13 protein-coding genes, 1 tRNA gene and 1 other RNA gene are annotated in these 15,021 nt (G+C 38.2%); 5 read left to right on the top strand and 10 right to left on the bottom strand.

What is annotated here, in order from left to right:
* Positions 1-26: 26 nt before the first annotated feature.
* The 4 genes from dnaX to tadA all read right to left on the bottom strand — a co-directional run bounded on the left by dnaX (position 27) and on the right by tadA (position 3,178).
* The gene (dnaX, locus tag X953_RS00185; RefSeq protein WP_040953870.1) at positions 27-1,715 is read right to left on the bottom strand and encodes a DNA polymerase III subunit gamma/tau; all 1,689 of its coding nucleotides are present in this window, start codon (positions 1,713-1,715) and stop codon (positions 27-29) included.
* Positions 1,716-1,835: 120 nt separating this feature from the next.
* Entirely contained in the window at positions 1,836-2,027 is a 192-nt protein-coding gene (locus tag X953_RS00180) for an aspartyl-phosphate phosphatase Spo0E family protein (protein ID WP_040953869.1), read from the bottom strand.
* Between the two features lie 371 nt (positions 2,028-2,398).
* An RNA gene (gene ffs / locus X953_RS19285) (signal recognition particle sRNA large type) lies at positions 2,399-2,664 on the bottom strand.
* Positions 2,665-2,719: 55 nt separating this feature from the next.
* A complete protein-coding gene (tadA, locus tag X953_RS00175; protein ID WP_040953868.1) occupies positions 2,720-3,178 on the bottom strand; it encodes a tRNA adenosine(34) deaminase TadA in 459 nt (152 codons plus the stop codon).
* 112 nt (positions 3,179-3,290) lie between these two features.
* Between tadA and X953_RS00170 the strand changes: the two genes are divergently transcribed.
* Entirely contained in the window at positions 3,291-3,824 is a 534-nt protein-coding gene (locus X953_RS00170; RefSeq protein WP_040953867.1) for an isochorismatase family cysteine hydrolase, read from the top strand.
* 72 nt (positions 3,825-3,896) lie between these two features.
* On the top strand, positions 3,897-5,186 hold the full coding sequence (locus X953_RS00165) for a glycoside hydrolase family 18 protein (RefSeq protein ID WP_040953866.1): 1,290 nt from the start codon (positions 3,897-3,899) through the stop codon (positions 5,184-5,186).
* A gap of 161 nt (positions 5,187-5,347) precedes the next feature.
* Here the strand turns inward: X953_RS00165 and X953_RS00160 are convergent, their stop codons facing one another.
* Positions 5,348-5,863, bottom strand: a complete 516-nt coding sequence (locus X953_RS00160) for a type 1 glutamine amidotransferase domain-containing protein (protein ID WP_040953865.1) — start codon at positions 5,861-5,863, stop codon at positions 5,348-5,350.
* 70 nt (positions 5,864-5,933) lie between these two features.
* Positions 5,934-6,371, bottom strand: a complete 438-nt coding sequence (locus X953_RS00155) for an Rrf2 family transcriptional regulator (RefSeq protein WP_040953864.1) — start codon at positions 6,369-6,371, stop codon at positions 5,934-5,936.
* 139 nt (positions 6,372-6,510) lie between these two features.
* Between X953_RS00155 and hmpA the strand changes: the two genes are divergently transcribed.
* Entirely contained in the window at positions 6,511-7,737 is a 1,227-nt protein-coding gene (gene hmpA, locus X953_RS00150) for an NO-inducible flavohemoprotein (protein ID WP_040953863.1), read from the top strand.
* A gap of 45 nt (positions 7,738-7,782) precedes the next feature.
* On the opposite strand, the gene X953_RS00145 is transcribed toward hmpA, so the two are convergent.
* The 4 genes from X953_RS00145 to X953_RS00125 form a co-directional block, all read right to left on the bottom strand.
* Entirely contained in the window at positions 7,783-8,955 is a 1,173-nt protein-coding gene (locus tag X953_RS00145; RefSeq protein ID WP_040953862.1) for a hydroxymethylglutaryl-CoA synthase, read from the bottom strand.
* Between the two features lie 412 nt (positions 8,956-9,367).
* On the bottom strand, positions 9,368-11,083 hold the full coding sequence (acsA, locus tag X953_RS00140; RefSeq protein WP_040953861.1) for an acetate--CoA ligase: 1,716 nt from the start codon (positions 11,081-11,083) through the stop codon (positions 9,368-9,370).
* 853 nt (positions 11,084-11,936) lie between these two features.
* Complete coding sequence (locus X953_RS00130) at positions 11,937-13,172, bottom strand: dicarboxylate/amino acid:cation symporter (protein WP_040953859.1); 1,236 nt, start codon at positions 13,170-13,172, stop codon at positions 11,937-11,939.
* A 107-nt stretch (positions 13,173-13,279) separates the two neighbouring features.
* Positions 13,280-13,355, bottom strand: a tRNA-Arg gene (locus X953_RS00125).
* A 179-nt stretch (positions 13,356-13,534) separates the two neighbouring features.
* Here X953_RS00125 and X953_RS00120 point away from each other — a divergent pair.
* Together X953_RS00120 and X953_RS00115 are read left to right on the top strand one after the other, a co-directional pair.
* Positions 13,535-14,182 carry a deoxynucleoside kinase gene (locus X953_RS00120; RefSeq protein WP_040953858.1) on the top strand — a complete coding sequence of 216 codons (648 nt, stop codon included), beginning with the start codon at positions 13,535-13,537 and terminating at the stop codon, positions 14,180-14,182.
* Between the two features lie 59 nt (positions 14,183-14,241).
* A complete protein-coding gene (locus tag X953_RS00115) occupies positions 14,242-14,925 on the top strand; it encodes a deoxynucleoside kinase (protein ID WP_040953857.1) in 684 nt (227 codons plus the stop codon).
* The last annotated feature ends 96 nt before the right edge of the window (positions 14,926-15,021 follow it).

The raw sequence follows: 15,021 nt of genomic DNA, 5'->3' as shown, positions 1-15,021 counted from the left end.
TATTCAGCTCATTTTATTATTTTAAATTAATCATGTATTTCTAACAAATCATCACCAACAAGCTTACGTGCTTCTTCAATTAATGGATCTGCTTGCTCTTGTTCAGATTCTGAAGGTTTTTCTTGTTTATTAATATATTCAGCTCTTAATTCTGTCCAAGCTTTATCAGGGATAGGAATAATCGTTAATTTTTTTCCCATCACTGTTTCCAACACAGATTCTACCGTCTCCCTGTTATCCATAAATAAGGAGCAATGTATCTCATATTTAAATGCCACAATTAATATTTCATCTGAAGCTGCTGCTGGTTTACTATCCTGTATTGTAGCATGTGCAGGTGCATTTGTCGTTTTTAATTTACTTAGAAAATCAGCCCAGTGGGATTGCACATTTTTTAATGCTGGTTTTCCAGCTTGTTTTAACGCTTCCCGTATGCGATCATATGGAATTTTAAAACCATTTTTTGAAGATCGGGCAGGCGCTCTTCTTGTCTCTCGCTGTGGGACAGGTTGCGACTGAACCACCGGATTTTCCTTTAACATGGTCAGCTCTTTCTCCAGTGTAGCTAATCTTGAAGTAAGTTTAGAAACCATTTCTGTGTCGCCGGATTCTGAAGGTGCTTCTTCTTTTTGAACTCTATTTGTAAGACTTAAAATAGTTATTTCTATAAATATTTTCGGACTGTTGGTCCATTTTATTTCCTGTTGGCACTGATTTAATTGCATAATGGCCTGTTGGACCCAATCAATGGAAATTATGTCAGCCAGCTGAGTAAATTCCTCTTCCACTCGGGCACGTTCAAGTAACCCTTCAAGATCTGGTGCACTCTTGAAAAGTAGTAAATCGCGCATAAAGTAAATCATGTCATAAACAAATCGACCCGGGTCTTTACCATTTTGGATCAGTTCATCAAGTAATTGTAATGCATCTTCTACATTCTTTTCGAACATTGCCTTTACAATGCGATTAAGAATTTGTTGTGAGACTCCGCCAGTAACAGCCAATACATCCTCTAATTCGACCGATTCCTCACTATAAGAGATGGCTTGGTCTAAAATGCTTAATGCATCACGCATCCCGCCTTCAGCAGCCAAAGCTACTGTCTCCAGAGCTTCAGGTGAAACAGAAATATTTTCTGTACCAATAATCGTTTGCATACGCTCGACTATTGCCTGATTGGAAATTGGCTTAAAATCAAAACGTTGACACCTGGAAAGAATGGTTAATGGGATCTTGTGCGGCTCCGTTGTAGCAAGAATAAATACTACATGCTTTGGTGGCTCTTCCAAGGTTTTTAGCAATGCATTAAATGCATTAACAGAAATCATATGCACTTCGTCAATAATATATACTTTGTAAGGAACAACACTAGATGCATATTTCACCTTGTCCCTAATTTCGCGAATGTCATCGACACTGGTATTGGAAGCTGCATCAATCTCGATTACATCTGAAATAGAACCATCCTGAATACCCCGGCATGCCGCACATTCATTGCATGGTTCTTTTACTGGTGCATGTTCACAATTAATCGTCTTCGCAAAAATTTTCGCAGCACTCGTTTTCCCCGTCCCTCTTGGACCGGAGAATAAATAGGCATGTGAAAATTTCCCTTGGATAATTGCATTTTGCAATGTTCGGGTAATATGTGTTTGTCCAACGACATCCTGGAATTTTCTAGGACGCCAAACGCGGTATAAAGCTTGATAGCTCATAATATGATTCCCCTCTACAATCTCTTTTTATTATACTCTATTTAAGGGGTAAATGTGAACCATAGGTGATAGAATTTATTTCTAAAGGAAGGGTGAATTTTTATGTTAAAACGAGGTGACTTATATTGTCATGAAGCAGGGTTCTTGTTGTACCATTTCCGAATGTTTATTCAACAGGTCATCTAATTGTTGGCTGCACTCCACGGTTCGTTCATCGTTTAAGCCATATTGCATTCCTAACGCCATCATCTCTTGTTTCAACATAATGATATCAGTTATTAGTTTGTTTAAAGCTGAATCTTTTTGTACCATTTCGTCATTTCCTCCGTATTTTTATTACATTATAGTACCTAGTGAATTAGAACTAAAACACACGAGAGCAATTATGCCATTTTACTAGAAAAAAGCAAGGCTTTCTACAAAAAAAGTCAAAAAAAGCTAGTAATAGACAGTGATTTTGCTGAATGAAGTTGAAAACGATATAGCATGGAATATACACACATGGAAGATGGTGTTTATCTTCGGTAGGCTAAATATAGATTAGGATGGAAAATTATACGCCGGAGACAGGGTAATCGGCAGTGGAGAAAGCCAAACTCCTGCGTAATAGTGGCGAGCGCCTATTATCTCCAAACAATAAAAAAATCCTCTGTCACTGACAGAAGATTTTCATTCTATGTATACCGTGCACCCATCGTTGATGGAAAGTCCCTATGCGTTACTTAAGTTCATGGCTCGGCTTAGGCGATCCCGCGGCACACAGAAATGTCCACTTACTGCTGCTTCCTTCCGGACCTGACAGGATTCATGGGTTTCTGTTGCGCAGGACCTAAGCGTCAACACCACTCCCTTAAGGCAGACCATAAAGACATTCCACCTCGGATGGGAATTCGACCTCGCTATAGCGGATTGCGAGTACAGGGCACCGCTACCTCCCCGCTTAGCACGGCATTAATTATTATAACTATTAATGGAGAGAAATGCAATGGAAAATAATTGAACCACTACTTTTTTCTGTTTCTTAATTGCTTAAAAAAATCTTTCAGGAGCATACTGCACTCTTTTTCCATTACTCCGCTTGTCAGTTCTACTTGGTGGTTAAAGCGAGTATCTTGCAACAAATTCATTAAGGAGCCTGCACATCCTGCCTTCGGGTCAGCAGCACCGTATACTACCCGCTTTATTCTTGATTGAACAATTGCCCCTGCACACATTGGGCATGGTTCCAAGGTTACGAAGAGCGTACAATCCTCTAAACGCCAACTGCCAATGGTTTGGTTTGCCTGTTCAATTGCAATAAGCTCCGCATGGGAAAGCGTAGTTTGAGAGCTCTCTCGCACATTATGTCCTGTTGCAATGATTTCGTTTTTAAATACAATAACTGCACCAATCGGGACTTCATTTATTTTATGAGCCTTTTTAGCTTCTTCTATTGCTTTTAACATAAATATTTCATCAAACATTAAAAACCTCTCCTTTCTTTAAGAAATTTGTTTTAAAAACTACAAAAAGGAAATAAATGAATATGGAATACCTAAGCTTTTACTTAGTCCAGTCCAAAAAAGGAGAATTTAAATGGAGAATACCCAAAACAATACTGCAGTTTTATTTGTTGATATTATAAATCATTTTGACTTCGAAGGTGGAGAGAAGCTATATGAACATACAAAGGAAATTCTTCCACACTTAAAAAAGCTCAAAAACTATGCAAAAGACAATAATTTACCCATTATTTATGTAAACGACCATTATGGTTTGTGGCAAGCAGACTTCCGAAAAATCATAGACCATTGTCAAAATGACCGAAGCCAGGAAATTATTGAGGAGCTAAAACCAGATGACAGTGATTACTTTCTTATTAAACCACAGCATTCTGCATTTTTCCAAACACCTCTTCAATCATTATTAAATGAGTTAGGAAAAACACATTTAATTATGGCAGGTATAGCTGGAGATATATGTATTTTATTTACAGCGAAAGATGCTTACATGTATCAATTTGATATGCATATACCAAAAAATTGTATGGCCTCAGAGGAAACAGATAATAACAATTATGCTTTGTATCTAATGAGATCGGTAATGAAGGCAAATATAGATCCCTTTTAATCAGGAAGGTATATATTCCCCCTTCTTCTCATAGTATGTAAGTAGCACATACGGAGAAGGAAGGTGACTTACTTGCAAATTCACGTCGTCCAGCAAGGTGATACACTGTACAGGATCGCAAATTTATATAATACATCCATTCAGCAAATTATTAATGCCAATGAATTGGATGCACCAAATAACCTAGTAGTAGGTCAGGCACTTGTTATTCCAATCATTGGTCAATTTTACTTTATTAAGCAAGGAGATACGCTATACTCCATCGGACAGCAATTTGGGATTTCCCCCCAGGAACTAATCCAAATAAATAATTTACCTGCAAATTTTGTTCTTCCGATGGGATTTCGTCTATATATCCCACCTCAGCCTAAAAGGGAGATAACCTCTGTGGCGTATATTGAGCCTTCCGGGGATTCTGTTTCCAGCACGTTAGAAAATGCAGCAACCAAGACTTCTCCCTATCTAACCTATCTTGCTATATTCAACTATAATGTAAATAGAGATGGCACATTGTCTCCCCCTCCCTTAGGTAATTTGAAGCAAATAGCTGAGGGTGATAATACCGGGCTTATGCTCGTCGTAAGTAATTTAGAAGAGGGGTCTTTCAGTGCGGAGCTTGGCCATATCATCTTAACAGTGCAAGCTGTTCAAAATACATTATTGGATAATATTATCAATGTTGCTAAAGAAGTTGGCTTTAAGGATGTGCATTTTGATTTTGAATTTCTTAGGGCAGAAGACCGAGAAGCATATAATCGCTTTTTACGGAGAGCGAAAGAACGATTGGCACAGGAAGGGTTAATGCTTTCTACTGCTTTAGCACCTAAAACAAGTGCTACTCAGACTGGACAGTGGTATGAGGCTCATGATTATGCCGCACATGGAGAAATTGCCGATATGGTTGTCTTAATGACATATGAATGGGGTTATAGTTATGGACCTCCTATGGCCGTATCACCAATTAGTGAGGTGAGAAAAGTAGTAGAATATGCAATAACAGAAATACCACCTGAAAAAATTCTCTTAGGCCAGAACTTATATGGGTATGATTGGACATTGCCGTTTGAGCAAGGTGGGCCCGCTGCCCGCGCCATTAGTCCACAGCAGGCAATTGCTTTGGCGAGGCGAGAACAAGCGGAAATTCAATATGATACGACAGCTCAGGCTCCCTTTTTCACGTATTGGGATGAAGCTGGTAAACAACATGAGGTATGGTTTGAAGATGCAAGATCCATTCAAGCCAAATTCAATTTAATTCGAGAATTAGGTCTACGTGGTATTGCTTATTGGAAGCTCGGCTTAGCCTTCCCGCAAAACTGGTTATTATTAGATGATCAATTTACAGTAACAAAGCCTGAGTAATAATTTTCCCCTAGACAAGACAACAAGATAGAAGGATTATTGCCTGCCATAGAGAGATTTCATTCACTAAAATGTTTATACAAACCAAATATAATAAGCCCCTCTGCTCGTTGCAGAGGGCTTATTTATCTCAGAGTGTATTTAAACTTAGGGGGATAAGTTTATTTTAATACATTTAATGCTTCACGATTGAAAGCTGGAATATCATCCGGCTGACGACTGGTTACTAACTGATCTTGGCACACAACTACTTCTTTGTCTTCCACAGTAGCTCCTGCATATTCCATATCTACTTGAATAGAGGTAAATCCAGTTGCCTTTCTTCCTTCTAGTGTTTTTGCTGTTATTAATAACTGTGGTCCGTGGCAGATTGCAAAAACTGGTTTCTTTTCGTCCATGAAATGCTTTGCGAATTTTACAAATCGCTCATCTGCACGTAATTGATCTGGTGAAAAACCACCTGGAATAAATAATGCATCGAAATCAGTTGGCTTTACATCATCGATAGACTGATCAATTTTTACCGTAGCTTCTTTATTTTTACCAGTAACCTCTTTTCCCTTTTCCTTCTCAATTGTAACAACTTCGTGGCCAGCATCCTTAAATGCTTTTGCCGGATCTGTATATTCAACATCTTCAAACATATCTGTTAGTACAGTTGCTATTTTTTTGCTCATTATCGATACGCTCCTTTAGTTGAGTTATTACATAATTATATCTTCCCACTGTCACAAATTTAAAACATAGTTATTTTAATCCCATTAATTGACGGAGCTCTTCTTCATTATGAATTAAATCCGCAATCGTATATTCATCCAATACCTTAAAAAAGGCTTGGAGTGCTTTATTTAATGCATGCTTTAATGTACAGCCAGGAGAAATAACACAATGATTTGTTTCTTTATCAAAGCACTCCAAAACCGTAAAATCACTCTCCAATATCCGGACAATTCTCCCCACATTCATCTGATCTGCAGGTTTTGCCAATCGAATACCACCATTTCTGCCACGAATAGATTCTACTAATTCCAGCTTGGTTAATTGATGTACGATCTTTCCTAAATGATGTGTAGAAATATTATAAACAGAGGAAATCTCTTTAATACTAGCAAGTTCTCCATCTTTTTTCATACCTGTAAAAATGAGGACACGCAGTCCATAATCGGTATATTTTTTTAAATTCATCTTCATCTGCTCCTTGTTACTATCTTCACATAATTGTAACATATATTGACGTTTTCACTGTTGTCATAGTGTTTACTTCATTATACAATAAACATGTATTCAAAATACATCTTTTAATTTTTAAAGGGAGTGCTCTGTTATGACTACACAAACAGTTGGATTAGATAAGGAAACAAAGGATATTATTAAAGCTACTGTACCTGTTCTACAAGAACACGGTGCTGAAATTACAAAACGTTTTTATGAATTAATGCTCGGAAATCATCCGGAACTAAAGAATATTTTTAATCAGACAAATCAACGAAAAGGTGATCAACCAAAAGCGCTTGCGAATACGGTTTATGCAGCAGCTGCCAATATTGATCATTTAGAGGTAATTCTACCCCATGTAAAGCAGATCGCACATAAGCACAGAAGCTTGAATATTAAGCCCGAACAATATCCGATCGTTGGAAAGCATTTATTATTAGCCATCAAAGATGTGTTGGGGGACGCAGCTACTGATGACATTATTAATGCATGGGAAAAAGCATATGGTGTAATTGCTGATATTTTCATCAGTGTGGAGAAAGAAATGTATGAGGAAACACTTAACACAACCGGTGGATGGGTTGATTTTAGAGATTTTAAAGTAATCAAAAAGGTTAAAGAGAGTGATGTTATTACATCTTTCTATTTGGAACCAGTAGATGGAATGCCATTCCCTGTTTATCAACCTGGACAATATATTACAGTAAAAGCAGAAATAGAGGGAGAAAAGTATAATCATCTTCGCCAATACAGCCTATCTTGTGCGCCTGGTGAAGGGCATTATCGAATTAGTGTAAAACGTGAGGATCCTGTCGGTGATTTACCTGCAGGTGTTGTTTCTACTTTCTTGCATGAGCAAGTGGAAGAAGGCTCCATTTTACCAATCAGTGCTCCATCCGGTGATTTCTACTTGGAAAAGAATGATGATCGCCCATTAATACTAATGAGTGGGGGAGTTGGTCTCACACCAATGGTTAGTATGTTAGAAACGGTAATTAAAGAGCAACCGGAAAGAAAAGTAGTATTTATTCATGCAGCTCAATCAAGTAAAGTGCACGCACTGAAGGATAGAATAACGGAAATTAGTAACCAATATAATAATGTAGAAAGTTATATTGTGTATGATAAACCATGTGAAGGTGATGTATGTGATAAAATTGGATATATTGATGCAGATTGGCTAGGAGAAATTTTGCCGACTAGCGATGCAGCATTTTACTTCTGTGGGCCAAAAGGATTTATGCGTGCAGCCTACCAGAACTTGAAAAAGCATCAGGTAGAGGATAAAGATATTCATTTTGAGATTTTTGGACCAGCAGAAGATATTACAGCATAAAGAAGAAAAGCGCAAGTAACCAGTAATGGTAGCTTGCGCTTTTCTTTAGTCTAATTTATTTATATATTGTCGTTTATTGTCAATGATACCAGCTAAACAGATAGGTGCCGGGTCCTGCTTCACATCCAACTCTAATGAAGATCCATCAGTTGGTAATGTATTGGAAAAAATCTCTTCATAGCGTTCTACTGATAGTTCCTCTCTTGATGAAAACAATTTAGCGTGTTGCTCCGTATTTAAGTGTTCTCGGTAATTCGGCTGTAAAACCCCTGTGAAAAACTCGCCGACAGCACCTGAGCCATAACTAAAGAAACCAATTCGAGAACCTGACTTTAAGGTCTCCTCTTGTTCAATAAGTGATAAGAAACTTAGATAGAGCGAACCAGTATAAATATTACCAACTCTGCGGTTATATTGCGTACTTGTTTTATAATTCCCCAATAAACGCTCTTTGTCTTGTTCTTCGGCCTCATCAATTACCGTGCGTAAAGCTTTCAAACCCATTTTTGTATATGGAAGGTGATAACAAATCGCCTCAAAGTCAGCTAAATTAAGTCCTGTTTTCTCTTTATACTGCTCCCATACTTTTTGGAAAAACAGGATATATTGTTCATTAGAAAATTTACCATCAACAAATGCCTGTTCTGAATATATAGGTCTCCAAAAATCCATAATGTCATTTGTTAAATAAACATCTTCATCTTCGAGAGCCAGAATCCCAGGATTGGCACCAATTAATAGAGCAACAGCACCTGCTCCTTGTGTCGCTTCTCCAGAAGTATTTAATCCGTAACGAGCTATATCAGCTCCTAATACCAATACCTTACTTTCAGGATGTAAAGCAACATGTCCTTTGGCCATTTGAATAGCAGCAGTAGCACCGTAGCAGGCTTGCTTCACTTCTACTGCACGGGCTTGTGGCTTTAAACCAAGCAATTTATGTACATAAACTGCCCCTGATTTAGAGTGGTCAATACCTGATTCTGTACCAAAAATAACAAAATCTATTACTTCTTTGTCCTCTTTGCTAACGATCTGAAGTGCTGCATTTGCAGCTAAGGTAACGGAATCCTGGGTGATGGGTGCAAGGGCCATCTCTTCTTGTCCAATTCCAATCGTAAACTTTTCCGGTTCGACATTTCTTGCCACAGCCAATTTATTCATATCTACATATTGATGTGGTGTATAAAATCCTATTTTATCTATCCCAATTTCCATGCTATTTACTCCCTTATAATAAATATTCTACTCAATCATTTATAGTTAAACAAAATTCTTCATTGTTAGACATTATTATACAATTAGCTTACTCCAATACACTCTATAATAATACGATCAGAGATGAAAAACAATTAATGGAACGCCAGAAAGAGAATTAATCTATTATGTTTTCTTCGCTATGTAATTACAATTATAAGTTACAACATGGGATAGATGCTGAGCATAATTATGGACTCAACAGGAGAGGGGATATGTACACCTAGTGATTTGGGTTTGGAGAAGTAGAGTGTTCGCCGTTATAAAAAATGGTGTGAGTATTTTAGCAATAACTAAGACTTCACTAAATCACATAGAAACAGAAAAAAACGCTGGTATAATACCAACGCTTTCTTCATTCTTTTTATCCTTATTACTCTTCCAATGTTGACGTATCACCTGTTGGTAAGCCGAGCTCCCAAGACTTTAGAAGGCGACGCATAATCTTACCACTTCTGGTTTTTGGAATGGAGTCTCTTATCTCCATTTCCCTTGGCGCAGCATGTGCACTTAGGCCTGTTTTAACAAATTGCCTTATTTCTTCCAACAGATCATCTGACTCTTCATAGCCATCATTTAACGTAATAAATGCCTTTATAATTTCACCGCGTTCTGGATGTGGCTTACCAATTACTCCTGCTTCCGCCACAGCTGGATGTTCAATTAACTTACTCTCTACTTCAAATGGACCAACACGCTCACCAGATGTATTGATGACATCATCCAAGCGTCCCTGGAACCAGAAATAGCCATCTTCATCTTTGTAAGCACTATCTCCGGATACGTACCAGCCATTAATAAAATAGCTTTCAAACTTTTCAGGTCTGTTCCAAACAGCACGCATCATAGCTGGCCATCCTTCTTTAATAGCCAAGTTACCCATTTGATTTGGTGGCACTTCATTTCCTTCATTATCCACAATGGACGCTTCTACACCCGGAATAGGTTTACCCATTGAACCAGGTCTTATTTCCATGGAAGGTAGATTAACAATGAGTTGTGCTCCCGTTTCTGTCATCCACCACGTATCATGAATACGTAAATCAAATGCTTTTAGTCCCCATGTTACAACTTCTGGATTTAATGGTTCCCCAACACTCATAATGTGTCTTAAGGAAGAAAGATTATGCTTCTTCACTGCTTCCTCACCAGCACTTACCAGCTTTCTTAACGCTGTTGGAGCGGTATACCATACGGTCACCTTGAATTTTTCAATCGTGCCATACCAGTCATCAGGTGTAAATCTGCCACCACGCACCACATTGGTAACTCCATGCAGCCAAGGAGCAAATATACCGTAACTCGTTCCTGTTACCCAGCCTGGGTCCGCAGTACACCAATACACATCGTCCTCTTCCAGGTCCAGTACCCATTCACCAGTAGCATAATGCTGAATCATGGCATTATGAACATGATAAACACCTTTTGGTTTGCCAGTTGATCCTGACGTGTAGTGTAATAACATTCCATCTTCCAAGTCGAGCCACTCAATAGCAAAATCTTCCGATGCTGATTTCATTTCCTCATGATAATCAATATATTGTTCGCTACTTTCATTATTTTGACCAACTAGAATGATTTTCTCCAATGTTGGGAGATCTTCTTGTGGCACCCGATATAATAAATCAGGTGTCGTAATAAGTACAGTTGCTTCGCTATCCTGCAAACGATCACGTACCGCTTGTTCCATAAATGCTTCAAATAAAGGACCTGCAATTGCACCTGTTTTTAAAATACCAAAGAAAGCAGCGTAAAACTCAGGACTCCTTGGCATGAATAAAAACACTCTGTCGCCCTTTTTCACATCATACTTTTTTAATACATTTGCAAACCGATTGCTTTGCTTACTTAAATCTGAGAAAGTGAGCTTCTCTTCACGCTCAGGCGAGGAATACAATAATGCCGTCTTATCTTTTTTCTCCGGGTTCTCTGCATGGCGGTCTATTGCTTCATAAGCCATGTTTACTTTCCCTGTTTCATTCCAGGAGAAATTCTTTTTCATATCTTCCCAAGAAAACTGTTCACGCATTTTTTCATAGTTTTTTAGATTATGATTTCCTTCTCTTGCCGGTATTTTCTGTACATCCATCTAATCACCTCATCCTTAATTATGAAACCGATTCCAACAAACGGTTAATTATAAATAGTTAAAACATTTAGGTAACTAATTTCTATTTTAGAATATTTTGTGACAATTTTAAAGTAATATAATTCATTAAGTAAAATTTCCCTGTAAGAAAGTCTATAAACCTTGTTTATTTAAAAAAGCTATATTGCATATGTTAGGGTTCAAACGCTACCTCGTCATTCATAGTAGGAGGGATCAGCGACGTAACTTTATTGATGAAAAGCTCAGTGAAATATTTGAGGATAAGTGCCCCATTGATTTCCGTTTCAGGCGGACGCTTTCCGCCGGCATGGCCTCAGCCGCTTCCTCCGCTACGCTCCGTCCAGGGTCTTCGCCTCATGCTATTCCGGCAGGAGTCGCCGCCCTCCACTCCAATCAATTCGTACACAGCATATTCTGGAGCTATGTGGACGCAATTTTTCTTCGTAGATTTAATAGGAAATAGTAGCGAAGGGGAAATATGGAGACTCCTCGAAAATGAAAATACACATTTTCTTCGTGCGATGTCTTGCTGACGAAGCTTTCCTTGTCCTGCGGGAGGAGAGGCCTCGATGAGACCCCGGAACGCGTATAAAGGTTGGAAGGCTAAAGTCGCGACGTCCTGTCGCAACGCCTTCATGACCAACATCGTGTTGGCCCGAGGCTCATCAGCCGCCCGCGGAAAGCGGGATATTTCCCCGTAGCGGTGATTTACGCAGCCTCTATATCCTTAGTTACGTCGCAGTATTTCTATTTTGCGAATTAATGAGTAATCCAAACATATATAGTAGAACATTAAAAAAGCCATGCTCCTTAGAGAAGCATGGCTTTTCATTTATATGTTTGATTTACTCTTTTTATTCTCTAATCGTTTATCATGCTCTGAGATAATATAAGCACAGGTTGCATCCCCAGTTATATTCAAAGAAGTTCGGAGCATGTCCAATAATCGGTCTACACCAATAATTAGAGCAATCCCTTCTACAGGAAGACCAATTTGCTTTAATACCATCGAAAGCATAATTAAACCAACCCCAGGTACACCAGCAGTTCCGATACTTGCTAGTGTTGCAGTAAGAATGATCATAAGAATATCATTGAAACCCAATGAAATGGCATATACTTGCGCAATAAACACGGTAGCAACTGCCTGCATAATTGCAGTGCCATCCATATTAATCGTTGCTCCAAGTGGCTGAACAAAGCTGCTGATAGACTTTTTTACACCAAGTCGTTCTTGCGCCATCTTCATGGATACTGGCAATGTAGCACTGGAACTCGACGTACTAAAGGCCACAGACATCGCCGGGAAAAATTCTTTATAAAACTTCAGTGGGCTAGCTTTCCCAATCCCCTTGATTGCAAGGCTGTAGGTAACTGCACCGTGAATAATCAAGGACAAGATAACTGCAACCATATACATAAACATCGAACCGAGTGCATCTAATCCTGCGTCTCCAATTGCAGATGCTATAAGAGCAAACGCCCCATATGGAGCCGTTTTCATGATGCCATTAACAAGGAAGATTAAAATATCATTCGCTTGCTCAAATAAACGATAAATGCCAGCTGTTTTTTCTCCCAGAACAGCAAGGGCAACACCTATAAATATAGCAAATGCAATAATCTGTAACATATCTCCTGATGTCATTGCTTCTAATGGATTCGATGGAATAATATTAACCAAGGTCTCCATAATTGGTGGCGGGGATTCTGCTGAATAATCCGCATTACTTGTATCAAAAACACCTGCTTTTCCGGGTTCCAGCAAGTATCCTACACCTAAGCCAATACTTAAGGCAATGGCAGTGGTAACAAGATAGAATACAATCGTTTGTATACCTATTCTCCCTAGCTTTGCAGGATCACCAAGCCCAGCAGTACCTATAACAATAGACACAAATACGATAGGCACAACAATCATCATGATGAGATTTAAGAATATCTGGCCAACAGGCTCAAGTGCATATTTATTTATTCCTTCAAATAGATCTGGAGATGAAAAGCTTAAACCGATCCCGACAATTACCCCTAAAGCGAGAGCAATTAGTATCTTTTTAGTTAGACTCATAGCTGCAATCCTTTCTATTTGTAGATTAGTAGAATTAAAAAACGAAAGGTAAATCTTTTATAATGAGTAGGATGGTTGGGTAACTGGTTGGAAGTACGTATTGGAATTGGCGCCCCCGGCAGGATTCGAACCTGCGACACACGGTTTAGGAAACCGATGCTCTATCCCCTGAGCTACGGGGGCTCATTTGATATGGTCACTTAAGTAAGAGAAGGGTGTTGTTATTTTATCAGCACTATTCATTATACAAAAAGGTGACATAAAAGAAAAGAGTAATCTTTACCAAATGGTATCTAGGACTTTTATATGTTAAAATAATTTACATCTGTTTTTTAATTTTGGATTGGATTGGAGGAGTCTTTATGACAGGAGTTCTCTTTATGGCAATCGAAGGGCCAATAGGTATTGGGAAAACATCCCTTGCAAAAAAACTTTCTGTCCATTATGATTTCCATTTATTAAGAGAAATTGTCGAGGAAAACCCATTTCTCGGTAAGTTCTATGATGATATAGATGAGTGGAGCTTTCAAACGGAAATGTTCTTTTTATGCAATAGATTTAAACAATTGGAAGATATAAAGAAGAAATACCTTAAAAAGAATAAGGCGGTTATCGCCGACTACCATATATCAAAAAATATGATATTTGCTAAACGAACACTTCAGGCTGATAAAATTGATAAATATGAACAAATCTATCATATTCTTACGGATGATATGCCTGTTCCAAATATGATGATTTATTTACATGCAAGTCTTGATACGATTTTAGAACGAATTCACAAACGTGGCAGGGATATTGAGCAAAATATTAAACCTTCCTATTTAGCACAATTGGCACAGGATTATGAGGATTATATGAATGAATTTGAAATTCTGCATCCCGATATTCCAGTTATCCGCATTAATGGAGATGAAATGGATTTTGTCCGCTATCAGAATGACCTTGAAGCAATTATCTCACTTGTTGATAAAAATATGAGCAAAATTAATACCCAGAAAATGAAATAGCACTAGACAGTCCTAATCTTATACTTTTTATCCTATTTTAATTAAAAGGAGAACAAAAAATGAATTTGAGAGATAAATACCTCATTCCGAATGACAGCATCATTACCATTGCTGGAACAGTAGGTGTGGGTAAATCAACGATGACAAATGCTTTAGCGGAAGCATTACAATTTAAAACTTCCTTTGAAAAGGTGGAAACGAATCCCTATTTGGAGAAGTTTTATGCCGACTTTGAACGTTGGAGTTTTCATCTGCAAATCTATTTCCTTGCAGAACGTTTTAAAGAACAAAAGAAGATATTTGAGTATGGGGGCGGATTTATTCAGGACCGTTCCATCTATGAGGATACTGGTATCTTTGCTAAAATGCATTATGACAATGGAACGATGTCACAGACAGATTATGAGACCTATACGAATTTATTTGAAGCAATGGTTATGACACCCTACTTTCCGCATCCAGACCTGCTTATTTACTTAGAGGGTTCATTTGATGAAGTGATGCAACGCATTCAATTGCGCGGACGAGAAATGGAAAAGAATACACCCATAGCGTATTGGGAAGAAATGTATACCCGTTATCAAAATTGGATCGACAACTTTAATGCCTGTCCTATTCTTAGAATAAATATTTCTGATTATGATTTAATGAAAGAGAAAAATTCCGTAGAACCAATTCTCGAAAAGATTGGCCATTTTATTCAACAATCCAGACGCTGGAAAACACGGGAAAGCATACGATAAAAAATGGTTCATTGCCTCAAGTCCTCTAGAGGAAGTTGCTATAGGTCCTCTGGGTTGTTCATGTAAGGACTAAATAAAACTAAAATACGCTGATAA

This window comes from Virgibacillus sp. SK37 (assembly GCF_000725285.1).
GTDB lineage: Bacteria > Bacillota > Bacilli > Bacillales > Amphibacillaceae > Virgibacillus_Q.
This window is presented reverse-complemented; position numbering and strand designations above follow the sequence as displayed.

Bases quoted from the DNA above. Each gene is read 5' to 3' on its own strand.
- X953_RS00130 (WP_040953859.1), bottom strand. From the start codon at position 13,172: ATGAGTCTAACTAAAAAGATACTAATTGCTCTCGCTTTAGGGGTAATT.
- X953_RS00145 (WP_040953862.1), bottom strand. From the start codon at position 8,955: ATGGAAATTGGGATAGATAAAATAGGATTTTATACACCACATCAATAT.
- X953_RS00180 (WP_040953869.1), bottom strand. From the start codon at position 2,027: ATGGTACAAAAAGATTCAGCTTTAAACAAACTAATAACTGATATCATT.
- X953_RS00120 (WP_040953858.1), top strand. From the start codon at position 13,535: ATGACAGGAGTTCTCTTTATGGCAATCGAAGGGCCAATAGGTATTGGG.
- tadA (WP_040953868.1), bottom strand. From the start codon at position 3,178: ATGTTTGATGAAATATTTATGTTAAAAGCAATAGAAGAAGCTAAAAAG.
- dnaX (WP_040953870.1), bottom strand. From the start codon at position 1,715: ATGAGCTATCAAGCTTTATACCGCGTTTGGCGTCCTAGAAAATTCCAG.
- X953_RS00160 (WP_040953865.1), bottom strand. From the start codon at position 5,863: ATGAGCAAAAAAATAGCAACTGTACTAACAGATATGTTTGAAGATGTT.
- X953_RS00115 (WP_040953857.1), top strand. From the start codon at position 14,242: ATGAATTTGAGAGATAAATACCTCATTCCGAATGACAGCATCATTACC.
- X953_RS00170 (WP_040953867.1), top strand. From the start codon at position 3,291: ATGGAGAATACCCAAAACAATACTGCAGTTTTATTTGTTGATATTATA.
- X953_RS00155 (WP_040953864.1), bottom strand. From the start codon at position 6,371: ATGAATTTAAAAAAATATACCGATTATGGACTGCGTGTCCTCATTTTT.
- acsA (WP_040953861.1), bottom strand. From the start codon at position 11,083: ATGGATGTACAGAAAATACCGGCAAGAGAAGGAAATCATAATCTAAAA.
- hmpA (WP_040953863.1), top strand. From the start codon at position 6,511: ATGACTACACAAACAGTTGGATTAGATAAGGAAACAAAGGATATTATT.